This is a genomic window from Brevibacterium sanguinis (assembly GCF_003315415.1).
In the GTDB taxonomy this organism is placed as follows: Bacteria; Actinomycetota; Actinomycetes; order Actinomycetales; family Brevibacteriaceae; genus Brevibacterium; species Brevibacterium celere_A.
In genome coordinates this window covers 97,940-122,148 of the sequence record NZ_QNSB01000002.1, presented here as the reverse complement: position 1 = coordinate 122,148, position 24,209 = coordinate 97,940, and the positions used below count along the sequence as shown (strand labels likewise).

Annotated in this window: 23 protein-coding genes; 12 read left to right on the top strand and 11 right to left on the bottom strand. The window is 69.9% G+C overall.

The features are described 5' to 3' along the window. Positions 1 to 32: 32 nt before the first annotated feature. The gene (locus DFO65_RS03100; RefSeq protein WP_181778596.1) at positions 33 to 887 is read right to left on the bottom strand and encodes an MBL fold metallo-hydrolase; all 855 of its coding nucleotides are present in this window, start codon (positions 885 to 887) and stop codon (positions 33 to 35) included. Further along, positions 884 to 1,129 carry a cupin domain-containing protein gene (locus tag DFO65_RS17135; protein WP_245940469.1) on the bottom strand — a complete coding sequence of 82 codons (246 nt, stop codon included), beginning with the start codon at positions 1,127 to 1,129 and terminating at the stop codon, positions 884 to 886. The genes DFO65_RS03100 and DFO65_RS17135 overlap by 4 nt, the downstream gene beginning before the upstream one ends. Positions 1,130 to 1,566: 437 nt before the next feature. Here DFO65_RS17135 and DFO65_RS03090 point away from each other — a divergent pair, with 437 nt between their 5' ends. After that, on the top strand, positions 1,567 to 2,700 hold the full coding sequence (locus DFO65_RS03090) for a pyridoxal phosphate-dependent aminotransferase (RefSeq protein ID WP_113903189.1): 1,134 nt from the start codon (positions 1,567 to 1,569) through the stop codon (positions 2,698 to 2,700). Next, complete coding sequence (locus tag DFO65_RS03085; protein ID WP_113902969.1) at positions 2,697 to 3,635, top strand: DMT family transporter; 939 nt, start codon at positions 2,697 to 2,699, stop codon at positions 3,633 to 3,635. Before DFO65_RS03090 ends, DFO65_RS03085 begins: the two co-directional genes overlap by 4 nt. A gap of 4 nt (positions 3,636 to 3,639) precedes the next feature. On the opposite strand, the gene DFO65_RS03080 is transcribed toward DFO65_RS03085, so the two are convergent. Together DFO65_RS03080 and DFO65_RS03075 are read right to left on the bottom strand one after the other, a co-directional pair. Then, positions 3,640 to 3,999 (bottom strand): ArsR/SmtB family transcription factor, encoded by a 360-nt coding sequence (locus DFO65_RS03080; protein WP_113902968.1) that lies wholly within the window; start codon positions 3,997 to 3,999, stop codon positions 3,640 to 3,642. 89 nt (positions 4,000 to 4,088) lie between these two features. Beyond that, complete coding sequence (locus tag DFO65_RS03075; protein ID WP_245940441.1) at positions 4,089 to 4,676, bottom strand: transglycosylase SLT domain-containing protein; 588 nt, start codon at positions 4,674 to 4,676, stop codon at positions 4,089 to 4,091. Positions 4,677 to 4,848: 172 nt separating this feature from the next. Between DFO65_RS03075 and DFO65_RS03070 the strand changes: the two genes are divergently transcribed. Further along, the gene (locus DFO65_RS03070) at positions 4,849 to 5,100 is read left to right on the top strand and encodes a hypothetical protein (protein ID WP_113902966.1); all 252 of its coding nucleotides are present in this window, start codon (positions 4,849 to 4,851) and stop codon (positions 5,098 to 5,100) included. 64 nt (positions 5,101 to 5,164) lie between these two features. Here the strand turns inward: DFO65_RS03070 and DFO65_RS03065 are convergent, their stop codons facing one another. Next, entirely contained in the window at positions 5,165 to 5,788 is a 624-nt protein-coding gene (locus DFO65_RS03065) for a GyrI-like domain-containing protein (RefSeq protein WP_113902965.1), read from the bottom strand. A gap of 126 nt (positions 5,789 to 5,914) precedes the next feature. Between DFO65_RS03065 and DFO65_RS03060 the strand changes: the two genes are divergently transcribed. From DFO65_RS03060 to DFO65_RS03045, 4 genes are all read left to right on the top strand, one after another. Beyond that, entirely contained in the window at positions 5,915 to 6,652 is a 738-nt protein-coding gene (locus DFO65_RS03060; RefSeq protein WP_113902964.1) for a HEAT repeat domain-containing protein, read from the top strand. A 205-nt stretch (positions 6,653 to 6,857) separates the two neighbouring features. Then, complete coding sequence (locus DFO65_RS03055) at positions 6,858 to 7,952, top strand: MerR family transcriptional regulator (protein ID WP_113902963.1); 1,095 nt, start codon at positions 6,858 to 6,860, stop codon at positions 7,950 to 7,952. A 9-nt stretch (positions 7,953 to 7,961) separates the two neighbouring features. Continuing rightward, complete coding sequence (locus DFO65_RS03050) at positions 7,962 to 9,419, top strand: LssY C-terminal domain-containing protein (RefSeq protein ID WP_113902962.1); 1,458 nt, start codon at positions 7,962 to 7,964, stop codon at positions 9,417 to 9,419. 68 nt (positions 9,420 to 9,487) lie between these two features. Beyond that, a complete protein-coding gene (locus tag DFO65_RS03045) occupies positions 9,488 to 10,009 on the top strand; it encodes an SRPBCC family protein (RefSeq protein ID WP_113902961.1) in 522 nt (173 codons plus the stop codon). A 51-nt stretch (positions 10,010 to 10,060) separates the two neighbouring features. On the opposite strand, the gene DFO65_RS03040 is transcribed toward DFO65_RS03045, so the two are convergent. Continuing rightward, entirely contained in the window at positions 10,061 to 11,998 is a 1,938-nt protein-coding gene (locus DFO65_RS03040; RefSeq protein ID WP_113902960.1) for an acetate--CoA ligase, read from the bottom strand. A gap of 61 nt (positions 11,999 to 12,059) precedes the next feature. Between DFO65_RS03040 and DFO65_RS03035 the strand changes: the two genes are divergently transcribed. After that, positions 12,060 to 12,743, top strand: a complete 684-nt coding sequence (locus tag DFO65_RS03035) for a hypothetical protein (RefSeq protein ID WP_147233223.1) — start codon at positions 12,060 to 12,062, stop codon at positions 12,741 to 12,743. Between the two features lie 27 nt (positions 12,744 to 12,770). On the opposite strand, the gene DFO65_RS03030 is transcribed toward DFO65_RS03035, so the two are convergent. Then, positions 12,771 to 13,349, bottom strand: coding sequence for an AAA family ATPase (locus DFO65_RS03030; RefSeq protein WP_113902958.1), 579 nt, complete (start codon positions 13,347 to 13,349; stop codon positions 12,771 to 12,773). Positions 13,350 to 13,534: 185 nt separating this feature from the next. Between DFO65_RS03030 and DFO65_RS03025 the strand changes: the two genes are divergently transcribed. Together DFO65_RS03025 and DFO65_RS03020 are read left to right on the top strand one after the other, a co-directional pair. After that, positions 13,535 to 14,578 (top strand): fatty acid desaturase family protein, encoded by a 1,044-nt coding sequence (locus tag DFO65_RS03025; protein ID WP_113902957.1) that lies wholly within the window; start codon positions 13,535 to 13,537, stop codon positions 14,576 to 14,578. 97 nt (positions 14,579 to 14,675) lie between these two features. Beyond that, positions 14,676 to 14,981 (top strand): ferredoxin, encoded by a 306-nt coding sequence (locus DFO65_RS03020; RefSeq protein ID WP_181778595.1) that lies wholly within the window; start codon positions 14,676 to 14,678, stop codon positions 14,979 to 14,981. On the opposite strand, the gene DFO65_RS03015 is transcribed toward DFO65_RS03020, so the two are convergent. After that, on the bottom strand, positions 14,969 to 15,988 hold the full coding sequence (locus DFO65_RS03015) for a LacI family DNA-binding transcriptional regulator (protein ID WP_113902955.1): 1,020 nt from the start codon (positions 15,986 to 15,988) through the stop codon (positions 14,969 to 14,971). The two genes, DFO65_RS03020 and DFO65_RS03015, sit on opposite strands and share 13 nt — an antisense overlap. Before the next feature lie 112 nt (positions 15,989 to 16,100). On the opposite strand from DFO65_RS03015, the gene DFO65_RS03010 reads away from it, so the two are divergent. Continuing rightward, a complete protein-coding gene (locus DFO65_RS03010) occupies positions 16,101 to 17,315 on the top strand; it encodes an MFS transporter (RefSeq protein WP_113902954.1) in 1,215 nt (404 codons plus the stop codon). Between the two features lie 32 nt (positions 17,316 to 17,347). Further along, on the top strand, positions 17,348 to 18,985 hold the full coding sequence (locus DFO65_RS03005) for an amidohydrolase (RefSeq protein ID WP_113902953.1): 1,638 nt from the start codon (positions 17,348 to 17,350) through the stop codon (positions 18,983 to 18,985). Positions 18,986 to 19,215: 230 nt separating this feature from the next. On the opposite strand, the gene DFO65_RS03000 is transcribed toward DFO65_RS03005, so the two are convergent. From DFO65_RS03000 to DFO65_RS02990, 3 genes are all read right to left on the bottom strand, one after another. Further along, on the bottom strand, positions 19,216 to 20,211 hold the full coding sequence (locus tag DFO65_RS03000; RefSeq protein WP_113902952.1) for an NAD-dependent epimerase/dehydratase family protein: 996 nt from the start codon (positions 20,209 to 20,211) through the stop codon (positions 19,216 to 19,218). A 73-nt stretch (positions 20,212 to 20,284) separates the two neighbouring features. Further along, on the bottom strand, positions 20,285 to 23,161 hold the full coding sequence (locus DFO65_RS02995; protein WP_113902951.1) for an alpha/beta fold hydrolase: 2,877 nt from the start codon (positions 23,159 to 23,161) through the stop codon (positions 20,285 to 20,287). A 10-nt stretch (positions 23,162 to 23,171) separates the two neighbouring features. Continuing rightward, a complete protein-coding gene (locus tag DFO65_RS02990; protein ID WP_113902950.1) occupies positions 23,172 to 24,200 on the bottom strand; it encodes a 3-oxoacyl-ACP synthase III in 1,029 nt (342 codons plus the stop codon). Positions 24,201 to 24,209: the final 9 nt, after the last annotated feature.

Here is a 24,209-nt window from a genome sequence, read left to right as displayed (position 1 = left end):
CGGGGTGGCCGGTCGGCTCCGGGAGCTCCTGCTCAGCCCTCGCCCGTGAGGTGGTCGAAGTCGCCGCGCGTCCAGGCCGCGTGACGCCGGGCCGAGTCGCTCACCCTCTGCTTCGCCTCCTCGCCGAGGTGGGGGACGAAGTTGGAGTAGAGCCGCTCGAAGTCGTAGCGGGCGACATGGGCGGCGATCCGCTCCGCGACCGCTCCCGAGAGCGGCAGCCGGTTCGGGTAGGAGCGCATGAATGACACCGTCCGGCGGTCCGGGTTGACGAGCATCGTGTCCCCGGCGAGCAGCACTCCCGCACCGTCGGCTGCCGCCCAGTGGACGACGGCGCTGCCCGGGAAGTGGCCGCCGGGCTGCGAGGCGCGGATCCCGGGCACGGGCTCGATGGTCCCCGACCATTCGAGGAGCAGAGCGGGACGGTGTCCGAGCCAGCCCGAGTCCGCGGCGGAGACGAGGACGTCGACTCCTCCCAGGGCCTGTGACCACAGGGACTGGACGCCGAACATGTGCGGATGGGTGGGGATGATCGCGCGCATCGGCCCGAGGGCACGGACCGCGGCGACCGCCTCGGCGGTGATGGCGGCGGGGACGTCGACCATGACGGTCCCTGCGTCGGTGACGATGACCTTCGCCTGCTGGCCGATGCCGACTCCGCCGCTGACGTCGAGGCCCCACAGTCCCGGTTCGCGCTCGACGACGTCGATCTCTCCGGCGAAGTCCTCCCACCGCACCCACGTCTGCCGCCGGTCCGGGGCCAGGTACTGGCGTTCGTCGGCGCAGATCGGGCAGAGCTCGGGCAGGTCGCCGGCGTCGCGTTCGACCCCGCACACGGCGCACTGGACGATCGGCGCCGCATCCGCTGCGTCCGGCGGCTGTTCGCTCATGAGAGCCTCTCGACCTCGACGAAGACGACCGGGTCATCGCCCGGGTTGGACACCTCGTGCTCGCTTCCCGCCGGGCGCGTGTAGCTGGCGCCCGTGGCGAGCTCGGCGACGGTCTCGGTCCCGTCCGCGTTCCTCACGTGCATCGCCGCCGTGACGAGGGGCACGACGACGTACTCGTGATCGTGCCGGTGCATGGGGATGCGGCCGCCGGGGTCGATCGTCCACTTCGTCACCCGGAATATCCCGTTGTCGAGCTGGACCTCTCCCGTCGACCCCGGGGACTCGTGGCCATCCGTGTCGCCGGCGTCGGGGCGGCCCGCGGGGGCGGGCTCGTGGGCGTCTGCATTCACGATCTGATCTCCTTCGATGCTCGCGATCCGGGCACTCTCACCTTAGACCGGGCACGCGGCACGGTCCACGCCGTCCTCCGGCAGACCCTGTCCCGCTGCCTGCGGGCAGAGGGCGCGGCCGATAGCATGAGCGGCATGCGCCATTCCTTCGCAGGCCCCGCCGAGGCGGCCGACGACATCCGTTCGACCCGCGGTCCCGGACGAGACCCCGGCGGTCCAGGGCTCGACCCCGACATTCCCGGGCTCGGCCCAGGTCAGACCATGACACGGGGGTGGTCGTCGTGAGCCGCATCTCCGCCCGCGCCGGGCTCGTCGAACCGTTCGCGGCCATGGGCATCGTCGCCCGCGTGCAGCAGCTGCGCAGCGAGGGTCGTGACACGATCGCCATGTGCCTGGGCGAGCCCACCCAAGGGGCGCCGGCGGCCGTGCGCAGGAGAGCCGCGGAGGTCCTCACCGACGGCACCGACCTCGGCTACTCGGCGATCTTCGGCATCCCCGAGCTGCGGGAGGCGATCGCCTCCCACTACCGCGACTGGTACGGCCTCGACGTTCCCGCGGATCGCGTCGCCATCACCACCGGCTCGTCGGGAGCATTCCAGATCGCGTTCCTCACCTGCTTCGACGCGGGCGGGCGGGTGGCGCTGGCCCGCCCCGGCTACGGCGCGTACAAGAACATCCTCGCCGCCCTCGACTGCGAGGTCGTCGAACTCGACTGCGGTGCCGAGACCGGTTTCCAGCCGACCGTCGACCTCCTCGACGCGGCCCACGCCGAGGCCCCGCTGGCCGGCCTCATGCTCGCCTCGCCGGCGAACCCGACGGGGACGATGATCTCCGCGGAGCACCTCGGCGAGCTCGTCGCCTGGTGCCGTGAGCACGGCGTGCAGGTGATCTCCGACGAGATCTACCACGGGATCAGCTACATCGGCACGCGCGGGGAGACCGCGCTCGCCCACGACGACGACGCGATCGTCATCTCGTCGTTCTCGAAGTACTGGGCGATGACCGGTTGGCGACTGGGCTGGGCGATCCTCCCCGAGCACCTCCTCGACGCGGCCCGCAACGTCGCCGGCAACCTCGCCCTGTGCGCCCCGGTGCCGGCCCAGCACGCCGCGGTCGCGGCCTTCGAGCCGGAGTCCTACGCCGAGTGCGAGGCGGCGGTGGCCTCGTTCGCCCGCGCCCGCGACCATGTCCTCGACGCGACCGCCGACCTCGGGTTCACCGGCATGGCCCCGCCCGACGGCGCCTTCTACATGTACGCGCGCATCGACGACCTCCTGGCACGATCGGGGACGGCCACCTCGGCGCAGTGGTGCTCCGACCTGCTCGAGGCGACCGGGGTCGCCCTGGCCCCGGGCGACGACTTCGACTCCGTCCACGGCCCGCAGTCGGTGCGCCTGTCCCTGGCCGTCGGTGCGGAGCGGACCGCCGAGGCGATCGACCGCATCCTCGATCACCTGAGATGACCGCTGAGCCTCCTACCCCCACCGGTGGTCCCCGGCGGAGGCCCCTGTCGCCGGGGACGGCGACGTTCGGGGTCATCGCCTCGGCGATCTTCCTCGGTGCCTCGGGACTGTTCGTCATCCTCGCCGATGCCACCGCTCCCACCGCGGCGTTCCTCCGCTGCTGGATCGCGGTCCTCGCCCTCGCGCCCCTGGTCCTCGGCGAGCTGAGGCGACGGGGCAGGCTGCCGCAGAGGGCGACGATCGTCACCCTCTGCTCCGGAGTCGCGCTCGGCCTCGACTACGTGCTGTGGGCCCAGAGCGTGCTCGACGCCGGTGTCGGCGTCTCGACGGTTCTCATCAGCGTCCAGGTCATCGTCTTCCCGGCCCTGGTCTGGGCGCTCGGAGGGTCACGGCCGGGGCTGCTCTTCATCGTCTGCGTCCCGGTGATGATCGTCGGCATGCTGCTCACCGGGGGAGTCCTCGGAGCCGACGTCACGGCCGACAACCCCACCCGCGGCGCGATCCTCGGCGTCCTGTCCGGGGTGCTCTACGGTGTCTACATCTTCGGCATCCACCACTGCCGCCGACTGGCCCCGACGTTCGTCGTCACGCCCGTGGCGGTGGGCACGGTGTCGGCGGGGGTGATGACCGCGATCGCGGGCGTCGCGTTCGGCGGGCTCGACTTCGACCTCGGTGTCGACGGGTGGGCGTGGATGGTGGCGCTGGCGATCTTCGGACAGGCCCTGTCGTGGGTGCTGCTGAGCTTCTGCAGCCCGCACGTGCCGGTCTCCCGCACCGCCGCACTGATGCTGCTCCAGCCGCTGTCGGCCGTCGTGCTCGGGTCCCTCGTCGCCGGGGAGCGGATGCAGCCGGCGCAGTGGATCGGGGCGGTCCTCGTCGCAGGGATCGTGTGGGCCCTCGGCGGCGGACCGGAGGCGCTGAAGCGCAGGCGATGAGGCGTCAGTGCTCGTGCAGCTCGACGGTGTGGGCCAGGGCGTCGAGGATGATGTGCGCGACGTGGTCGTCCTTGAGCGAGTAGTAGGCCTCGCGTCCGATGCGGTTGACCCCGACGAGGTGGAGCCCGCGCAGGAACTTCAGGTGCTGGGACACCAGCGGCTGGGACAGGCCCGTCGACTCGACGATGTGGGTGACCGTCGCCTCGCCGTGGGCGAGGACGAGCAGCATCTTCAGCCGCGAGGGGGTCGCCAGGGCCTTGAACAGGTCGGCGGTCTCGGAGATGGCCTCGAGATTGCCCTCGGGGTTGCGCAGGAGTGCTTCGACATCGGCGCTGACCGGGGCAGGATCTTCAGTGGAGGCCATGGGAAGAGAGTACCGGAACCGCGGCTCCCGGCGGATCGGCTCGGGGTGCCGTGCCGAGGCCGATCGCACGTCGGCTCCCGGCGATCCGCTCAGTGCATCGCCTCGACGTCGTCCTGGGAGTTGATGAGGTCCTGCGCGAGGTCCTTCCACTGCTGGTAGGCGTCGGGCAGCGCCGAACGCTGGACCGCCTGCGCGGCCTCGGTCTCCGTCATCGACTGCCATCCCTCGATCTGGTCGAGCCCGGGATTCTCCACCTCCGGGTTGATCCCGTAGAAAGACTTCGTGGCGAACACGGGATCGGTGAGCTCCCCCGGCTCGCCCCATCCCTGAGAGGGCCGCTGCTGGAACAGCCCGACGGAGTCCCGGTCGCCGTGCTCGAGGTTGCGCAGCGAGGATTCCTGGAGCGCGGTCATGAGAGCGATCCGGATCGCCTGGTCGTCGAAGCCGCCGCCGCGGCCGACGGCGATGATGAGCCGGGCATGCTCGATCTGCTGTGCGGTGAGCTGATTGACCGTGGCCATCTGCACCTGCCTGATCGCGGTCGACCCGAAGGACACGGGAGCGTTGACGATGACGACGGCGGCGACCAGCAGTGCTGTGATCGCCGCCCCCAGGCCGATCAGGGCGCCGAGGAGCACGGACCGAGGGCCCTGGCGTCGATGAGTCTGGTGAGGCATGAATGTCACGATACGACAACGAACTGGGGGATTCGTGAGTCCACGCCGTGGTGCCGCCCACACGGCATCGAAACCGCACGATCCTCATCGTCGCAGATCAGGGTGTCATCGAGCATGACCGGGGCACCGTCATCGGTGCCGGATGTCCCGACTGTGCGTCTAGGATCTCCTCATGGTCCTCTTCGCTCGTCGGCAGGCTCGTCCGCCCGCATTCGGCTGTGCCGTCGCGCTGATCACCCTCGTCGTCGGCGGGATCCTCATGCTGGTCCTCGTCGGCGTCCTCTTCGTCGTCGGGCTCGGGCTGAGCGCCGACATCCCGGTCCAGGATCCCGAGCTCAGCCCGGGCTCGGGCATCGGATCGAGCCCACCGGCGACGCCGCAGGGCACCGCACCGGTGACGGGGCAGTGGACGGGAGAGGGCTGAATCGCGCCCTCCTGCTCGCCCGGCCCAGCCGCGGCCGACTCCGGCGTCTCTCGCTCGGGCGCGGTCATCGGACGATCGGACGCACCGGCTGGCGGAGAATCGTCCGCAGCTTCTCCGGGGCCGCCCGGCGCAGATCGCTGAGGTAGATCTCGTGGTGGCGGCCGGTCAGCTCGAACCCCGCGGCCGGGACCACCTCGTGGTGCATCCGGTCGAGCACCGCCGACTCGGCGTCGAAGGGGCCGATGTGCAGGGTCTGGACGCACGTGCCCTCGCGCAGCGTCGAGAATCGGACCTCACCGAGGCGGGGGACCTCCTTCTTCCCGGCCACCTCCGCGGCGGCGGTGGCGACATCATCGGCGCCGAGCCAGTCGGGGACGAGGAGCATGAGCGTGAAGTCCCAGCTCGACTTGTCGCGGGCACTCGTGAAGACGCTCATGTCCTCCGCCCACCACAGTCCCTCGAGCGGCGGCACGACATGATCGCGGCCGAGCTCCCGCTTGCTGAGGAACTTGAGCGCGTAGGCGAGTGGGTAGAGGGCGGCGACGGCCGAGGCGAACTCCGGTGAGGTGTTCGGATCGCCGTGCCCGTCGATCATGAGGTAGTGCCGGTCGGGGATGTCGATCACGGAGAAGACGCCGGTCTTCGCCGTGTAGTCGGGCAGCGCCTTCTTGAGGTCGATCTTCTCCATGTCAATCTCCGCTCGGCGGGTGTGACCCGATTCTAGGGCGGCTGACCGGCTTTCGGAGCGATCGGTGCACTGATCTCCTGCCCGCCGCTTGACCTTGACACTGTGCGAAGGTCTTGAGTGGGATGCATGGAAGCGAACACCGAGACACAGTCACAGGTCCCGAGGGCACCGGCTCCGAGCAGTGGGATCCCCGACGAGCTCAGCGCGGCACTGGGCTCCCCGAACCCGCAGGCGCGTCTGCGCGCAGCGCTGGCGATCGGGACCGGTGCCCAGGAGCGCCATCTCGACGCGCTCGTCGACAGGTGCAGGAGCGAGCCGGACTTCTTCGTCCGCGACATGCTCACCTGGGCCCTGACCCGACTGCCCGCCGATGCGACCGTGCCCAGGCTCGTCGCCGAACTGCGGTCCGATGTCGCGCAGGCGCGCAGCCAGGCCCTGCACACCCTGTCGAAGATCGGCGACCGGCGGGGGTGGGAGGCGACGGACCCGGCCATCATCGGCACCGGGCTCATCGCCGATCCGGACACCGAGGTGGCCCGCAGCGCCTGGCGAGCGGCCGTGGCCCTGGTGCCCGGTGACAGGAGGGGACGGCTGGCCCGAGCCCTGGTGACCCAATTCGGACGCGGTGATCTCGACACCCGCAAGAGCCTCAGCCGCGCCCTCGTCACCATCGGCGACGAGGCCGTGTCAGTGGTGGATGAGAGTCTGCGAGCAGAGGAAGAACCAGTGCGGACGCACGCCATGGCGACCCGGGAGATGATCGACGACCCGGACGCCGGATTCGCTCACGCCTTGAGCGAGGCCAAGCGGGTGGTCGCGCTCGGGTCCGAGCAGCAGGCGCGGATCGGCCAAGGGAAGGGCTGATCCGGCGGCGGTGCGAGCGGGTGGGGCAAGCCCGACCGCACCGCCACCGGCTGCTCGGACCCCTCCCTCCGACGGACCGGCACCGACGACGCGCCAGCGGTCCGGCACCGGCGGCGCGACGGCGGTCCGGCACCGACGACGCGACGGCGGCCCGGCGCCGACGGCGACATGGACTTCTACACTGACTCACGAGGAGGTGAGGCGAATGCTCATCGGAGAAGTGGCGCGGCGCTCAGGCGTGAGCGCGCGCATGCTGCGGCACTACGAGTCGCTCGGCCTGCTCGAGCCGAGCGCCCGCACCTCCGGCGGGTACCGCGAGTACACGGCCGACGACATCCACCGGATCTTCCACATCGAGGGGCTGCGCGCCCTGGGAATGTCCCTGCGCGACGTCGGCTCCGCCCTGGCCGATCCGGACTTCGACCCCGAGGAGGTCATCACCGAGCTCATCGCGGCCGCGCGGTCCCGGATCGCAGCCGAACGAGAGCTGCTGGCCCGGCTCGAACGAGTCGCACGACTCCACCACACCGACGGGGAGTCCCTGCTGCAGACGATCGACCTCATGCGCTCGCTCGAATCCCGCGACGTCATCCTCCGCCATCGGGCGGCGCTCGACAGCGGGGCCGAGGGAGCGGTTCCCGTCGACACGCTGTCGCGGGCCGTCCTCGACGAATCCGTGCTCAACGCCGCCGGAGCCCTGCGGTGGGCACTGGCACAGTCGGGCGCCGACGCCGTGAGCCATCTCGTCGACGGGCTGAGCGAGGGCGAGACGGAGACCCGCCGCAATGCGATCAGGGCCCTCGACGAGGTCCGGCGCAACAGCCCCGGTGAGCTCGACACCGCGACGATGGCGACGATCACCCAGGCGCTGCGCCGCGGGCTGACCGACACCGACGGCGATGTGCGGACCGTCGCGGCGCTCGCCCTCGGGCAGATGCTCGACGGCACCGCGATCGCCGACCTCTTCGAGATGGCGATGGACGGACCCAAGGACATCGACGCCGCCGAGGCGCTCGCCGGCTTCGTCACGAACGGGCACTCCCGGGGCGGGACCGCAGCGGGGGACGCGAACCGGATCATGTCGGAGCTGCGGCGCCATTCCCGATCACCCGAGGCGACGGTCCGCTTCCGGGTGCTCCAGGTCCTCGCCGAGATCCCGGGCCCCGAGAGCGACGACTTCATCGCCGAACTCATCGCCGATCCCGACCGGGAGGTCGCGGTGACGGCGAAGGCGATGCTGCATGCGAGGACGAGTCGGGCGACCTCGCCGAGGGCGGCCGTCCGCAATCCGGCTCACTAGACTTGGACCATGAGCTCCCGCAGGACGACACCCGAGCCGGGACGCGGACCGCGGGCGCGACGACACCGGCAGCCGTTCGTGTTCCGACGGCACCACTTCACGGTCACCGGCGTGCTCGATTACATCTTCTTCCTCTTCGGCGGTGCCGCTTCGACGTGGCTGGCCGTGCTCCTCGTGTTCAGGGGATTCTCCCTCGGGTGGTGGCAGGTCCTCACCCTGCTCGTCGTCTGGGTGGTGATCTCCTACCTGGCGCTGCCCCGACTGCACCGCATCTTCTCGCAGATCTACGTCCCCAACTACTTCATCGGCCGCACGCGGACCTCGGACGGGCTGCTCGGGGATCCCGTCAACCTCGCCTGGAGAGGCGAGGAGGCCCAGATCCACCACGCGATGAAGGCGGCGGGATGGTCGCTCGCGGAGGAGATCACGGCCGCCTCGACATGGAGGATCATCGTGTCGACGCTGACCCGGCGCAGCTACCCCGAGGCCCCGGTATCCCCTCTGCTGCTCTTCGGTCGACGGCAGGACTTCGCCTATCAGCAGGAGGTCGACGGCGATCCGGGGCAGCGGCACCACGTCCGATTCTGGAAGTGCCCCAGCGGCTGGCTGCTGCCGGGCGGCCTTCAGGCCGACTGGCTGGCGGCAGGGACCTATGACAAGAGCGTCGGCCTCTCCCTGTTCACCCTCCAGTTCACCCACAAGATCGACGAGAACACCGACATCGAACGCGACTACGTCGTCGACACCGTGACGGCGACCGATCCGCTGATCACCGTCGAGCACGTCGAGGACTTCTCCACCGGCTACCACTCGCGCAACGGCGGGGGAGACGCGATCATCACCGACGGAGACCTGCCCATCATCGAGGTCGGCGCGGTCGTGCCCGACGTCTCGGACTATCCGGAGCGGCTCGACCTCGCCCTGGACTTCACCGTCGAGGCGACCGATCGGCACTACGTCCCCGAACTCGCCAAGGTGCTGTGGTCGCGGCGACCGCTGCAGACGCTCATCGGCGCTGTGCTCGTCCTCGTCCTGCTCATCTTCCAGGCCGCGGGTGTGGCCAGCGCGGTGCTCGGCTGGGAGTGGCTGCGGACGGAGTTCTCACCGCTGGCCCAGATCGCGAGCTTCGAGTCGAGCGACGAATCCGCGCTCCTCGCCGCTCAGGTGCTCATCGGGCTCAGCTTCGTCATCGGCTGCCTGCAGGTCGCGGCCAGCGTGTCGGTCGTCCGCGGCAGCAACAGGGCGAGGCTGTGGCTGCTGGCGCTGTCGTCGGCCTCTGTCGTCGTGTCGATGACGAACTACTTCACCGGTGACCGGGAGCTCGCGACCAACCTCTATGCGCTGACGACCATCGCGATGCAGGTCGCGGTGCTCCTCGCCCTCTCGAGCGATTCGTCCCGGCTGTTCACGAGGTTCAGCACCGAGGCGGCACGCATCGAACGCCAGGACCGGGCCCTCGAGGACTGAGTAGACTGACGCTGACCGAACATCGTGCGCGGGGGACCCGGGTCCGGCCGCCTGGCGAAGGGACTGCCATGACCGATCCGACGAGCACCCCCACCCCCGACGAGGATCCGCAGGCGGCTGCCGACGCCTCGGTGTTCGACACCATCGACGACAGCCTCAAGGTCGTCACCGCGGAGATCACGGTCAACGCCCCTGCCGCCGAGGTGTTCGAGCTCATCGCCGACCCCTCCCGGCACGCGGACTGGGACGGCAACGACAATGTGGCGACCTCCGCCCCGGGTCAGCGGGTCACGGCGCCCGGCGTCTCCTTCATCACTACGCTGACGAAGGGGGTCGAGCGCGAGAACCACGTCGTCGACTTCGTCGAGGGGGAGCGCATCGCCTGGATGCCCTCCGAGGTCGGAGGCGAACCGTTCGGCCACAAGTGGATGTGGGAGGTCGAGGCCCTCGGCGAGACGAGCGCGACCGTGCGTCAGACCTATGACTGGACCCGGCTGCTCGACGTCCGCCGCCTCTCGCGGGCGCGGTCGACGACGCAGGAGACGCTGCTCGCCTCGATGGAGCGGCTGAAGGAGCTCGCCGAGAGCTGAGCCCGCGCCCGCGCACCCTCACCCCGATCGCGGCCCGGAGGCCACCGCGCCTCAGCCCGACCGCAGCACCGAGGCCAGCGCGTCGAGGACAGTGCGGTCCTCGATCGTCGAGGGCACGGCCGGGTTCTCGGCTCCATCGGCGATCTCCCGCATCGTCTTGCGCAGGATCTTGCCCGAGCGGGTCTTCGGCAGTGCCGGGACGACGTCGACGCGCCGCAGCGCCGCCACGGGGCCGATCTCCCGACGGACCAGGGCGATGAGCTCGGCCCTCAGCGCCTCCTCGTCGACCGCCTCGGCGCTGGTGCCGAGGACGACGAGAGCGCGGGGGATCTGACCCTTCGTCTCATCGTGGACCCCGATGACCGCGGTCTCCGTGACCGCCGGGTGGGAGGCGATGACCGCCTCCATGATCCCGGTCGACAGCCGGTGACCGGCGACGTTGATGACGTCGTCGGTGCGCCCCATGACGAACAGGTAGCCGTCGTCGTCGAAGTACCCCGAGTCGCCGGTGAGGTAGCAGCCGTCGAAGGCCGAGAGGTAGGAGGAGACGAACCGGTCGTCGTCACCCCACACCGTGGCCATGGTGCCGGGCGGCAACGGGAGCCTGATGACGATGAGCCCCTCCTTCCCGGGCGGCAGGGGAGTGCCGGAGGGGTCGACGACCTCGACCCGGTAGCCGGGCACCGGTTTCGTCGGTGAGCCGGGTTTGAGCGGGAAGCGGGTCAGCCCGAGCGGGTTCGCCGCGATCGGCCACCCGGTCTCCGTCTGCCACCAGTTGTCGACGACCGGGATGTCGCGGCCGGTCGCCTCCCTGAGCACCCGCGTCGTCCATTCGTAGGTGTCGGGGTCGAGGCGCTCGCCGGCGAGGAACGACGCCCGCAGGCTGGACAGGTCGTGTTTGCGCACCAGCGTGCCCTCGGGGTCTTCCTTCCGGACGACCCGCATCGCCGTGGGGGCCGTGAAGTGGACGTTGACGCCGTGGTCGGCGATGATGCGGAAGAACGTCCCGGCATCGGGGGTGCCGATCGGCTTGCCCTCGAACAGGACGGTCGTCAGCCCGGCGAGCAGAGGACCGTAGACGATGTAGGAGTGGCCGACCACCCAGCCGACGTCCGAGGCGGTGAACATCGTGTCGCCGGCCTCGAGGCCGAAGATCGCCGGCAGCGACCAGCTCAGCGCGACCGCGTACCCGCCGGAGTCGCGGACGATCCCCTTGGGCCTGCCGGTCGTGCCCGAGGTGTAGAGGACATAGAGCTCGTCGGTCGCCCTGACCGTGACGGGGGCGATGCCCTCGGCGGTCGCGGCCAGCAGCTCGGCATAGTCGAGGTCGGTCTTGCCGAGTTCGCAACGGTGCTGCTCGCGCTGGACGATGACGGTGAAGTCGGGGGTGTGCGCGGCGAGGTCGAGGGCCTCGTCGAGCATCGGCTTGTACTCGAGGATGCGGGTGGCCTCGACCCCGCACGAGGTCGAGATCACCGCCTTCGGCGCGGTGTCGTCGATGCGCGCGGCGAGCTCGGCCGGGGCGAATCCGCCGAAGACGACCGAGTGGATCGCGCCGAGGCGCGCGCACGCGAGCATCGCGACAGCCGCCTCGGGGATCATCGGGAGGTAGATGACGACGCGATCGCCCTTGCCCACCCCCCGGTCGGCCAGGGCGCGGGCGAAGCGGGAGACCTCGTCGAGCAGCTGAGCATAGGTGATCGTGCGGATCGTGTCCGTGACCGGGGAGTCGTAGACGATCGCGGCCTGGTCGCCGCGCCCGGAGGCCACGTGGCGATCGACGGCGTTGTGGCAGACATTGAGCTCACCGTCGGGAAACCACCGGTAGATGGGGGCCCGGGAGTCGTCGAGCGCCCGCGTCGGTTCGGTGACCCAGTCGATGAGCGATCGCGCCTGCTCCAGCCAGAACCCCTCGGCGTCCGTGGCGACGCGGTCGATGGCTTCCTCGTAGGCGTGGGATGGGAACTGCGCTGCTGTGTTGGCGTCCATGACACCATTGTGGCCCAAGCCACAGATCCGCGCCGAGGCGATGACGGGGCACAATAGGGGCATGCGATACGCAGTGGCACTCCTCATCGGCATCGGCGCCATGTTCGGCGTCAACCAGCTTACCGGCATCTTCTCCCTGCCGAGGCCGTGGAACTCGCTCCTCATGGGTGCGACCGTGGGTCTGACGATGGTCGTCATCCTTCTCGTCTGGGAGACGGTCAGACCGAGCCGGCACGGCCAGTCGCCCAAGTCCGCGCAGCGAACCGGGGACCGCGTGGCGGGTGGGGACGCGGCCGATCCGGCCGAGGAGGAAGTGCCTGGTGACGAGGCGAAGGAGGCCGAGGTGAGTGGGGACATGTCCGATCCGGCCGAGGACGAGGTGAATCGTCCGGAGGCGGATTCGGAATCGGAGAAGCTCGCGCTGATCTCCGGCGATCACATGGCCGACGAGCCCGGGGTGGGCGAGGCGGACGGGTCCTCGCTGGAGAATCCCCCTCCGGGAGAGGCGAGAACGCTCGGTGAACCGGGCGAACCCGTCATCGCCGACCCCGGGAAGGAGGTCGAGGCGCCCGACGAGGTCGAGATTCCCGAGGCCGCCGACGACGCCGACCCGGAACCGGTCGCCGACGAATCGGAGGGTGACGAGCGCGGCGACCCCACAGACATCGACGCCTACGGCGGGAGGTCGGACCCCGATCCGCACTCGGACACGGGGGTGACGCAGGAGCCCGGACGCCGGGACTGAACCGGACGTCGCCCGGGCCGGCGAGGCTCAGCCGACACTGGGGGTATGCGGCACGGATCGTCCCGCGAGCACAGCGAGCACGTCGGCGAGCGCTCGGTCCCGATTCGTCAGGAGGAGTCGGGGCCACCGTTCGCCGGGCGTCGGCTCCGACCCCTCGGCGATCTGCGCGCGCAGTCGGGCCCAGCGCCGCCAGTGCCGGTCGAAGGCGTGTTCACGCACCATCCGACCGCGCGCGGACTGGCCCTGCAGCGCGGCGTCGCGATCGACATCGATGAACACCGCCGCCGGCGCGTAGCCGAGCCGCAGCCCCAGCCACAGGAGGAGCCGCCGGCTCCATGACCGGGTTCCGGGATCATGGACGACGAGGGGGCCGTCGCCTCGGCGGAGGACCTGGAGCAGCACCGCGAGGTGCGCGAGGACGTGGACGAACGGCCGGCACAGCGGATACGGCGCCCACCCGATCCTCCGGGCGAGGCGCCGCCGCACGAGGTCGGAGTCGGCGACCCGGATCCGCGGTGAGGTGGCGGCCAGCGCGCGCAGGGTCACGGTCTTGCCGGCGCCGGGAACTCCGCCGAGCAGCACCAGAGTCGCCTGCGTCGAGGTCATACGGAGATTCTGCCCCTCAAGCCTGACGAGAGGGTTGGAGTTTCGATTGTGCTGCCTGCGGAACGATTCCCTGAGGGAGAACTGCCGTACGATGGGAACAGGAGACGACGCGATTCGGCGATCGATGCAGTTCGGACCGTGGTCACCGCATTCTCGCCTCCATGGTGTGAAAGCAGGTGGCTCCCATGTCGGCTGAAGCGTACGTCGACACGTACCGGCGATTGAGCTCGACGGTCCATGATGCGGGTCTGATGCGCAGGAGGCCGGGGTTCTACCTCGTCCGCATCGGAGGGTGGCTGGGGGCCCTCGCGGGGCTCCTCACCGTCGTCGTCCTCCTCGGCGCGACCTGGTTCCAGCTCATCGCGGCAGGGCTGATCGGCCTCGTCCTGGCACAGCTGGGGTTCCTCTCCCACGAGGCGGCGCACCGGCAGGTGTTCTCCTCCCGTGAGGCCAACGAGTGGCTGTCGCGGATCGTCGCCGGGCTCGTCATGGGCCTGAGCTTCGGGTGGTGGATGGCCAAGCACAACACCCATCACGCCTACCCCAACCACGAGGGCACCGACCCCGACATCGAGTCGACGCTCATCGCCCTGACCCCGGACGCCGCTCGCCGCCGTCGCGGTCTGGGTGCGTACCTGGCCAGGCATCAGGGGATCTTCTTCGTCCCGCTGCTGTTCCTCGAGGGCCTCAATCTGCATGTCGCCTCCCTGCGGATGCTGCTGGGCGCACGGGAGGTGTCGCATCGGATGACCGAGATCGCTCTCATCCTCGTCAGGCACGGGGCGTACCTGACCCTGCTGTTCCTCATCCTGCCGTTCGGGATGGCGTTCGCCTTCGTCGGTGTCCAGGTCGGAGCGTTCGGGATCCTGCTCGGCGGGGCGTTCGCGCTCAACCACATCGGACGGCCCTCCGTGCCCCGTGGCGTGAATGTCGACTTCCTGCGCAGGCAGGTGGTCCTGTCCCGCAACATCAAGGACGGTCCGGTCGTGCGGTTCCTCATGGGCGGCCTCCAGTTCCAGATCGAGCATCACCTCTTCCCGGCCGCACCCCGGCCGAACCTGTCGAGGATGCAGCAGATCGTGCGATCCGAATGCGCGCAGCGGGGGATCCCCTATGTCGAGCGGACCCTCGCCGAGGCGACCGCCACCGTCATCGCCTACCTCAACCAGGTGGGCGTGCGGAACCAGGATCCGTACGCGTGCCCTCTGGTCAGGCGCTACCGGGGATGAGAGTCGGCGAGGCGGTCCACGGAGGGATCGATGACGACAGGGCCGGACGAGGCGAGCGGTCGCTGAGCCCGGTGAGTTGAGGATGAAGGTGAGGACCATGGAGATCACGGTGCATTCGAGCATGTGCGTCGCATCGGGAAACTGCGGACACGTCGCTCCTGCCGTCTTCGCCAACCCCGAGGAGAACGACGGCTTCGTCGAGCTCCTCGACGCGCATCCGCCCGAGTCGCAATGGGTGCCGGCGCGCGAGGCCGAGTACCTGTGTCCGTCGAAGGCGATCCAGATCGACGGCCATGCCGTCCCTCCCGATCGCCCGGACCCGCCCGGTCGCTCGGACCTACGCGGTCGCCCGGACCTTCCTGATCGCAGGAGTACTCCTGCTGACGGGACTCAGGCGCGGTAGAACGAGGTGCGGTGGACCTCGTTCCTGATCTCATCGTCACCCGCCAGCGCCTTGTGGAGCAGGCGCACCGCCGTCGCACCGTAATCGTGCGCCCGGAAGTCCACGCTGAGGATCCGGGAGTCGAGGGCGTCGCTCATCGGATCTCCGGGAACGGCGACGATCCGAGGCGGTTGACCGCTCGCCGTCTCGGTCGCGAGACTCAGGAGAGTGGATGCGAGCCCCTGATAGGCGACGATCCACGACGACTGGGTATCCTCGCCGAGGTCCGCGACAAGGGCTCGCAGGGCGGATGTCTCGATGCGCCTCGGCGACGCCGGTGAACTGAAGCCGTCGTCGGCCTGCAGCGGCAGTCTCACTTCGCGCTCCGGGATTCCGCGCTCTCGGCATTCCCGTGCGAAAGCCTGCTCCACCTCCTGCAGCCACACCGGCATCGTGGGCAGATCGACGACGACGAGTACCGGATGGGTGCTCTCGGAGGAATCGTCGAGTCGACGGAACACCTCGGCGACGACCGCGGAGAAGTCGATGCTCACCGATGCGGCGACCCGTTCCCGCTGAGCGTCGGAGGGGTCTCCGATCGTCACCAGCGGGATCCGCGCCTCGGTGAACTGGTGGATGCGGTGGTCGTCGGGCTGTGGATCGCACACGATCGCTCCGTCGATGGGGACGTTGAGCGACACGCGCGACCGCTCATCGACATGGGTGTAGAGCATGAGATCGCTGCCGATCTCGGAGCACGCGTCGCTCACGCCCAAAGTGGTCTGCATGTAGAACGACAGTGCGCGCACCCCCGAAGGGATGGTCAGCCCCACAGTCCCGTAACGGGCGGAGCGCAGCTGCTGGGCGGCTCGGTTCGACACATAGCCCAACCTCTGAGCCGTCTGGCGCACCAGCTCGCGGGTCGCCGGCGACACTCGACCGCGGTCGTGCAGCGCGTTGGAGACCAATGACTTGGAGATGCCGAGCTCTCTGGCGATGTCCACAATGGTCACTCGGCGACTGCTCATGGTCCCAGTCTAGGTCCGTGGATGGAGTCCAGGGCCTTGACGGCGAGACGAGCCCTGGCTCACAATAGTGAACTGCTGGAACGTTCTAGCATCAGATCAGGCAGGAGTGTCAATGTCGACAACCATCTCTACCCGTAGGGCCGCCCTGACGCCGACGGTCATCGGCGGATTCATTGGCAGCGGCGTCATCTCTCTCATCGCGGCGAACTTCGTCCCCGTTTTCATCTCAGGGCTGACGAACGATCTCGGATTCTCCCTGGGCACGGCGGGGCTCATCGCCACCGGGCTCTCGTTGGCGTCCGTCGTGTCCATGTGGATCGCGAACTTGTTCGTCGCGCGCCGCTCCCGACCCGTGCTCGCCGGAATCGGGACCGGATTCATGGTCCTCGGATTCGGGCTCGCGGCGCTCTTCTACTCGCCGGCAGTCGTCCCAGCCGGCCTCATCGTCGCGGGCCTGGGTTGCGGGATCATGGGTGCGGCGAGCGTCGCCGCAGTCTCGTCGACCCTGAACCCGGATCGCAGCACCACGGTCGTCGCGCTGATCAACCGGGTGGCCGTCTCGGCACTGTTCCTCCTCGCCCCCATCTTCTTCAACGACCTGCGTCAGGTCTTCGTCGTCCTCACGTTCCTCGGACTGGTCGGAGCGGTCCTCGTGCGCGGCCTGCCCAACGCTCCGAAGGAACTCATCACCTCTTCGTCCCTCCCGGCGGCGAACGCCGCACGGATACGCCCCATCGGAGTGGTCCTCGCCGCAGCATTCGGTCTGTGGTCACTCACGGAGGACATGGTCTACTCGCTCACCTCGGCGGTCTTCGGAGTCCACGCCGGACTGTCACCGGATGTGTCGACCTCGGTGCTCGCGTACAAAGTCCTCGGAGGCCTGCTCGGCACGATCATCGCGCCCTTCGTCCTGAGGAAGCTGGGCCGGACGACGGCTATCGTCCTCATCGTCATCATCAGCACCGTCTCGAAGTTCCTCCTTGTCACGGCCGAGAACCCGGCGCTGTACGTCGTCAGCCTGGTCATCTGGGGAGTCGTCTATCTCACTGTTGTCGTCCTCGTCCTCGGACTGGCGGCGAACATGGACATCTCGGGACGCACCGGGGTTTTCGTCAACAGCTTCTACGTCATCGGGATCGCCTGTGGGCCCATGATCGCCGGTGCGCTCCAGCCGCAGATGTCCTTCGCGTCCTACGCCGTACTCGACTGCGCGGTGGCCGCCGTCGCCGGAGCGGTCATCGCGATGGTCTCTCACCGTGAAGAGGCACGTGTTCGAGCCGAAGCGGACGGACTCTCCGCCACCGCACGCCACCCTGAGACCATCTGACCCGCAGATCACCGACAGAGAAAGCAGGAACCATGACCATCGAATCCTCCACCACCCTCTCCGCGCGGGGCGATGTGAAGCCTGCCGAGCTGATCATCTCGGCCGCAGCCGTCCACACCTTCGATCCCGAGAATCCCGCTGCGTCGTGCGTCGCTGTGCGCGATGGCCGGATCGCGGCAGTCGGCACCCCTGCCGAGGTCGAACCGTACCGTGGCGAGTCCACGGTGACCCTGACCTTCGACGGCACGCTCACACCGGGACTCACCGACGCGCACACCCACGTCGTCATGGGCACCATCTGGACACGCGGCCTCGATCTCACCGATCTGAGCCTCGACCAGGTGAGAGAGGCGCTCGCCGCTCATATCGTCGTGAACCCCGACGAGGCGTGGGTGAGAGGATGGGGCCTCGATCCCAACATCTTCACGTCCGAGTTCGACGGCCGGATATTCGACGAGGCGACCCGGGGTCGGCCGATGTTCCTGCGCATGCGCGACGGTCATTCGGCCGTGACCAATTCCGCGGGGATCCGCATCGCCGGGATCTCCGGAACCGAAACCTTCCGCGACGAATCCGCGGTCGGAGTCGACGACTCCGGCGCTCCCACCGGCTACCTCCTCGAGTTCAGCGCCATGGACCTCGTCCTCGACCACTGTCCCGAGGAGTCGACCGCCGAACTCGGCGCCAGGCTCCTCGACGTGCTCCGTCGGATGGCTGCCACGGGCATCACCTCCACTCACGTCCTGGACTTCAACCCGCCCGCCGCCGAGGTGGTCGAATGGATCGAGGAGAATCACGACCTGCCCGTCAGGCTGCGGTTCTCTCCGCTGATCTTCCCGGGCACCACCCCAGCGGATTGGGAGGCAGTGGCCGCTCTGCAGGGGACCGGCGGACGCCGCTGGACGGTCGACGGGGTGAAGTTCATGATCGACGGAACCGTCGACAACGGCTCTGCATGGCTGGAGCATCCGGATGTCTTCGGCCAGGGGACGAAGTCGATCTGGACGGACACCGAGGACTATCGTCGCGCGCTTGCGTTCTTCGCCGAACGCGGAGTCTCCACCGCCACTCACGCGATCGGCGATCGCGGAGTCCAGTTCGTTCTCGACGCGGTGGAGGCCCTGGGCGACCTGCGGGACCGATCCGCCCACCGGATCGAGCACATCGAGACGATTCCCGACGAGACCGTGTCACGGTTCTCCGCGCTGGGCGTCGCCGCGAGCATGCAGCCCATCCACGGAACCCATCACACCAAGGCGGACAGGAGTGACAACTGGTCGCAGCGCCTCGGCGCCGAACGGGCAGGGCGAGGCTGGCGGTGCCGGGATCTGCGCGACAGCGGTGCGATCCTCGCGCTCGGTTCGGACTGGCCGATCACTCCCTGGGATCCTCGCGAGATGATGGCGGATTCGATCCTGCGCCGCCCGGTGCGCAGGCCCGAGGTCGCTCCGGTCCAGCCCGAGCAGGCGCTGACGGTCGAGCAGGTGTTCGAAGGGTACACGTCGCATGCGGCGATCGCGGCGAACCTGTTCGATTCCGCGGGTACGGTCACTGTGGGCAAGCATGCCGACTTCACGGTCTTCGCCGTCGACCCCCTGCAGCTCGATGCCGAAGCACTCGCCGACGTGGAGATCACCGCGTGCTTCGTCGCGGGCGAGCGAACGGTCTGAGCACCAGTTGTTCTCTGAACCTGTGAGTTGAGGAAGCGGCACGGCGCGCTCACTCAAAGGGTGTGAGGACTCAGCGATGTTTCCACGATGAGCAGATCGACCGAACTCTTGACCCGCGCCTCGGCGACCGTGGGAGTGCGCAACGACCCCGCGCCTCGGCGACCGTGGCAGTGCGCAACGACCCCGCGCCTCGGCGACCGTGGCAGTGCGCGGCAGCCGCATCGTCGCGGCTACTGCGGGGCGACCCCGAGGCCCGGTTCCTGCGCGTAGTGCGCGGCGAGGAGCTCGAGCCCCTCCTCGATGGTCACCCGGGGCCGCCACCCCAGGACCTCCTGGGTGCGGCGCTGGTCGAACCAGTGCGCGGTCGAGAGCTGCTCGGCGAGGAACCTCGTCAGCGGTGGCTCGTCGTCGTGCTCCCCGAGCTCCCACACGCGTTCGACGACCGACCCGGCGGCGAGCGCGGCGCGGACGGGGATGCGCAGCCTCGGCTCCCGAGCGCCCCCGGCGATCGCGATGCGCGACATCAGCTCGCCGATCGGTCGGGGCTGGCCGTTGGTGACGACGAGCGCCTCGCCATGGACGGTGTCCACGGCGTCGAGGGCGGCGACGATCGCCTCGACGGCGTTGTCGACGAAGAGGGTGTCGACGAGCGCCGTGCCGGCCCCGAGCACGGGCATCCGTCCGGAGCGGGCGCGCTCGACGATGCGCTCGGTGAGCTGAACGTCCCCCGGACCCCACATCAGGTGCGGCCTGAGGACGAGGACGCGGAACCTCTCGGAATCGGCGCCGAGGGCGATGATCTCGCCGGCGGCCTTGGTCCGGGCGTACTCGCCGCGCGCCAGGTCCGGGCTGGCCGGCCTGGCGCCCTCGCCGACGATCGACTCACCCGTGTGCGCGACCGAGGGTGAGGAGATATGGACGAGTCGGGAGACTCCGGCCGCCTGCGCGCCGTAGACGAGGGTGCGGGTGCCGCCGACGTTGACCTCCTCGAACTCGTCGGGGTCACCGGTCAGTGACACCTTCGCCGCGAGATGGACGACGGCCTCGGCCCCGTTGACCGCCTCGGCGACGGCAGCCGGGTCCGTCACGGTGCCGAGGACGTCCCGGGCGCCGTCGACTCCCGAGGGGCGGCGCTGGAGGGTCGTGACCGAGTGGCCCTGGGCGACGAGCGTCCGCGCGACGGACGAGCCGAGCAGGCCGGAGGCCCCGGTGACGGTGATCTTCATGCGAACTCCTATGGCTCGGTTGGGCGGGGGAGGCGTGCCGGCCGAGCGAGGCCGGTCAGCCCTGCCTCCCGGCTCACGGGTGCCGGCGCACCGACCCGCCCGAGAGGACGTGGTCGGCCCAGGCGGCGAGGCGCGAGCGGTCGATCTTCGAGTTGTGGCGGATGTCGGTCGGGAAGCTCGGGGCGACGAGGACGGCGCTGAGGTCGTGCCCGTCGACCTCGGCCACCCGCGCGCGCAGCCGCGCACTGAGGTCGAGCGGGGCGAGTCCCGGCGAGAGCTCGGTGCCCTCGGCGTCGAGCACCGCCACGAGCGCCTGCGTCCCGGTGGGGCCGACACCGACCACGGCGCTGCGGGTGACCTGGGCGTCCTCGTCGATGAGCGCCTCGAGGGCGCCGGGACCGACGGGTCCGCGCGGAGTCGTCACGACATGCTGGAGGCGGCCCTCGAGCCACACGCGGCCCGCGCTGTCGATGTGGCCGATGTCGTTCGTCCGATGCCAGGTGCGGCCGTCGAGATCGTCCCGTGCGGACTGCGCGGTCGTCCGCCAGAGCCGGTCGTACCCGGTCTTGATGTGGGCGGCGCTGACGACGAGCTCGCCGAGGCGGCCCTGCGCCTCGGCGCCTCGAACGAGGGTCTCGGTGGGGGTGCCGGACGCGTCGATCGGGGCGAGGGCGAGCTCGACTCCGTCGATGGGGCGGCCGACGCAGACGCCGAGGTCCCGGCGGGCGGGCGCCGATGTCGGGTCGGCGATGCCGGGCCCTGTCGACCGGTCCGGGGTGGTGCCGGCCGTCGTCGCGTCCCGAACGGTCGCCGAGGCGGCGGCCCGGACCCCCTCACGGTCGATGTCGGTGAGCAGGAGTCCTTCGGTCATCCCGTACGGTGAGTGGATCTCGGCGTGGGGGAACACCCCGGCGATCGCGTCCATGAGGTCGAGGGGCACGGGCGCTCCCGCGGAGAGCACGAGCTCGACCCCGGCACACGCGGCCCGCTGCTCGGCACTCAGCGCCGAGGCGGTGGCCGCGACGTTCCGGTACGCGGCGGGGGAGGCGAAGACCATCGTCGCCTCCCCGGCGATGATGGCATCGGCGATGGCGGTCGCGGTGAGGGTCCGCGGTTTCGTCACCGACATGTCCGGGGTCACCGAGGTGGCGCCGATGGCCGGTCCCAACAGGGCGAACGGCGGGAACCCGGCGACCAGACCGGTCCCCTCGGTGACATTGAAGACCCTGGTCAGGACCGCGGCCAGCGAGGAGATGTCGCCATGGGTGTAGCGCACCCCCTTGGCGGGACCGGTCGAGCCGGAGGTGAAGAGGATCGCGGCGTCCGCGTCGGGCTCCGGGGTGGGCGGCTCGGCGCGGTGCTCGGTGCGGGCGAGTTCGGTCAGGCTGGTCTCGACCGAGAGGAGCCGACGCCGGACCGGGCCCAGTGGGCGCACGGAGATGCGGCGCCCGGGCCAGTCGAAGGCGCGGGCGAGCCCGAGTCCGGGCAGCTCGCCGATGATCCACTGCGGATCCGCCGAGGTGACCGCCCGGGTCATCCCGCGAGGACCGAGACCGGCATCGGCGACGACGGCGACGGCGCCGATCTTCAGACAGGCGTAGAGCGCGGCGGTGAGGTCGTTGCCCGGCGGAACGAGCATCGACACCCGGTCGCCGGGACGCACACCGAGGTCGCGCAGCCCCTGCGCGATGCTCGTCGTCACATGCCACAGCCGCCGCCAGGAGACCTGCTGGACCGGTGTGCGCGAGCAGTCGACGGAGGCGACCGCGTCGTCGTCGCGGCGGGCGTCGAGGATCGCGGTGATCGGGCGAGCGTTAGCCGTCGTCGCGTCGGCGTCCGCTCCCGGTCCGGTCGAGCCGGCCGCCGCCGAGGCGGTGGGAGCCTGGCCCGGCTGTGTGGATTCCCGGCTCGCCGACTCCGTCGGAGAGGCGGGAGCGGCCACCGGGAACTGCGCGGTGAGCCAGTCGACGACGACTCCGGCGACGTCGAAGTCCTCGCTGACGAGGTGTGATCCCTGCTCGAAGCGGTGGATGTCGGCCTGGGGCAGACGCCCGCGGAGGTCACGGAGGTAGCGCTCGAGGAACACCGGGTCCTTCGGTCCCCAGACGAGGAGGGCCGGGCGGTCGAAGGCGGCGATGTCCTCGCCGGTGCGCTGCAGCTCCGCGTGCGAGGGATGCTTCTCGTCGACGGGGATGTCGGCGACGAACCCGCCGATCCCATGGCGGAGCTCACGGGTCTCATAGGGCATCCGGAACGCGTCCCTGACCTCGGGAGCGAGGTCGCCGAGGCGCAGCGTCACCCGCAGGAACCAGTCCGTGAGGACGGTCGCGGTCGGCAGCATCGGACCGGCCAGGGCGGCCCGCAGCGGAGCGGGGATGGGGGCGTCCTCGGGCTGGTGGACGGCGGTGTTGAGGCTGATGGCCGCCGAGACGAGGTCGCGGCTGCGCGCGGCCCAGCCGAGGGACAGCACGCCGCCCCAGTCGTGGCCGATCGTGACGATCGGGTGGTCGCCCGCGGACCCACGGTCGCCGCCGTCCACCTCGGCGAGGAGGGTGCCCACCACCGCGTCGAGGTCGTCGATGCGCTGGGAGATGCGCCGCACCTCGGGTCCGTGGGGCTTGGGCAGGGTCTCGTGCTCGAGCCGCTCCGAGAAGCCCATGTCGAGCTGATCGGGGGCGATGACCCGCCAGATCCTCTGGCCGGGACGACCCGCCGCCTCGACGGTGGCGCGGGCGAGGTGCCGCCACAGGTAGGACCATGTGGGATTGCCGTGGAGGGCGACGATGGTTCCCGTCGGCTCGCACCCCTGGGCGCGCAGAGCGGCGAGGGTGTCGAGGACATGGAAGGAATGCGTTCCGTCGGACGACTCGGTCTCGACGATCCGGGACCATGCGGGGTCCCACTCGGGCAGCGTCGGGGGAATCGTGGCCGGCCGTGCAGGAAAACTCATGGAACTCCGTTCACCACTCGATCTCGGTCATTGCCGTGTTGAGTCCCGATCCCACGCCCATGCACAGGACGCGGTCCCCGGGTGCAAGGTGCTCGGCCTCGCGGCACAGGGTGATCGGCAGGGAGGCCGGGCCGACGTTGCCCAGCTCGGGGTAGGTCACGGGGATCCTGCCGGAATCGAGCTTCGCCGCTTTCGTGATCGAGTTCGTGTGGACGTCGGAGACCTGGTGCATGACGTAGCGGTCCATGTCGCGCCAGTCCCAGCCGTCCTCGTGGGCTTCCTCCCACGCGGCGACGACGAGCTCCATCCCCCCGGCGAGCAGGCCCTTGGTGTCGGTGAACATGCCGTTGTGGTCGCCGACGCACAGTTCGTGGTGCTGGGTCGCGGCGCGGGTGATGCCGCCGAGGATGCGGTGGCCCTCCGGGTGCCTGTCCGTGGGGCCGAGGACCGCGGCGGCGGCTCCGGACCCCAGGGTCAGGGAGGCGAACTCGTTGAGGTACTCGTCGCGGGTGATCCCGGGGCGGGTGAGCCGGCTCAGCGTCGCCTCCTGCACGCGGGAGGCATCCTCACCGGCGACGACGAGGGCGTACTCGATCTGCCCGGAGTCGATCATGCTCGCGGCCAGGGTCATGCCGTTGACGAAGCCGAGGCAGGCGTTGGCGATGTCGAAGTTCATCGCCTGGGGGCCGAGACCGATGCCCGCGTGGACGCCGACGGCGACGGAGGGCTCCAGGTGCTCCCGGGTGACGGAGGTGTTGACCATGAGGCCGATGGCGTCGGGGGAGACGTCCGCCGCGGCGAGGGCCTTCCGGCCGGCGGCGATCGCTCCGTCGACGAACTGATGGGGCTCATCCCAGTTGCGTCGGGCCTCGACGCCGGCGACGCGCTGGAGCAGACCGGTGGGCAGGTTGAGGGTGGAGAGGGTATCGGCGAGACGGTCGTCGAAATCCTGGGATGCCACTCGATTGGGGGCCTCCTCTTCGGCGAGGCCGATGAGTGACACATTCGAATGCCGGAAAGTTGCGTTGCCGTTCGCCAATTGAAGTTC

Bases quoted from the DNA above. Each gene is read 5' to 3' on its own strand.
- DFO65_RS03100 (WP_181778596.1), bottom strand. From the start codon at position 887: ATGAGCGAACAGCCGCCGGACGCAGCGGATGCGGCGCCGATCGTCCAG.
- DFO65_RS03090 (WP_113903189.1), top strand. From the start codon at position 1,567: ATGGGCATCGTCGCCCGCGTGCAGCAGCTGCGCAGCGAGGGTCGTGAC.
- DFO65_RS03085 (WP_113902969.1), top strand. From the start codon at position 2,697: ATGACCGCTGAGCCTCCTACCCCCACCGGTGGTCCCCGGCGGAGGCCC.
- DFO65_RS03080 (WP_113902968.1), bottom strand. From the start codon at position 3,999: ATGGCCTCCACTGAAGATCCTGCCCCGGTCAGCGCCGATGTCGAAGCA.
- DFO65_RS03075 (WP_245940441.1), bottom strand. From the start codon at position 4,676: ATGCCTCACCAGACTCATCGACGCCAGGGCCCTCGGTCCGTGCTCCTC.
- DFO65_RS03070 (WP_113902966.1), top strand. From the start codon at position 4,849: ATGGTCCTCTTCGCTCGTCGGCAGGCTCGTCCGCCCGCATTCGGCTGT.
- DFO65_RS03065 (WP_113902965.1), bottom strand. From the start codon at position 5,788: ATGGAGAAGATCGACCTCAAGAAGGCGCTGCCCGACTACACGGCGAAG.
- DFO65_RS03060 (WP_113902964.1), top strand. From the start codon at position 5,915: ATGGAAGCGAACACCGAGACACAGTCACAGGTCCCGAGGGCACCGGCT.
- DFO65_RS03055 (WP_113902963.1), top strand. From the start codon at position 6,858: ATGCTCATCGGAGAAGTGGCGCGGCGCTCAGGCGTGAGCGCGCGCATG.
- DFO65_RS03050 (WP_113902962.1), top strand. From the start codon at position 7,962: ATGAGCTCCCGCAGGACGACACCCGAGCCGGGACGCGGACCGCGGGCG.
- DFO65_RS03045 (WP_113902961.1), top strand. From the start codon at position 9,488: ATGACCGATCCGACGAGCACCCCCACCCCCGACGAGGATCCGCAGGCG.
- DFO65_RS03040 (WP_113902960.1), bottom strand. From the start codon at position 11,998: ATGGACGCCAACACAGCAGCGCAGTTCCCATCCCACGCCTACGAGGAA.
- DFO65_RS03035 (WP_147233223.1), top strand. From the start codon at position 12,060: ATGCGATACGCAGTGGCACTCCTCATCGGCATCGGCGCCATGTTCGGC.
- DFO65_RS03030 (WP_113902958.1), bottom strand. From the start codon at position 13,349: ATGACCTCGACGCAGGCGACTCTGGTGCTGCTCGGCGGAGTTCCCGGC.
- DFO65_RS03025 (WP_113902957.1), top strand. From the start codon at position 13,535: ATGTCGGCTGAAGCGTACGTCGACACGTACCGGCGATTGAGCTCGACG.
- DFO65_RS03020 (WP_181778595.1), top strand. From the start codon at position 14,676: ATGGAGATCACGGTGCATTCGAGCATGTGCGTCGCATCGGGAAACTGC.
- DFO65_RS03015 (WP_113902955.1), bottom strand. From the start codon at position 15,988: ATGAGCAGTCGCCGAGTGACCATTGTGGACATCGCCAGAGAGCTCGGC.
- DFO65_RS03010 (WP_113902954.1), top strand. From the start codon at position 16,101: ATGTCGACAACCATCTCTACCCGTAGGGCCGCCCTGACGCCGACGGTC.
- DFO65_RS03005 (WP_113902953.1), top strand. From the start codon at position 17,348: ATGACCATCGAATCCTCCACCACCCTCTCCGCGCGGGGCGATGTGAAG.
- DFO65_RS03000 (WP_113902952.1), bottom strand. From the start codon at position 20,211: ATGAAGATCACCGTCACCGGGGCCTCCGGCCTGCTCGGCTCGTCCGTC.
- DFO65_RS02995 (WP_113902951.1), bottom strand. From the start codon at position 23,161: ATGAGTTTTCCTGCACGGCCGGCCACGATTCCCCCGACGCTGCCCGAG.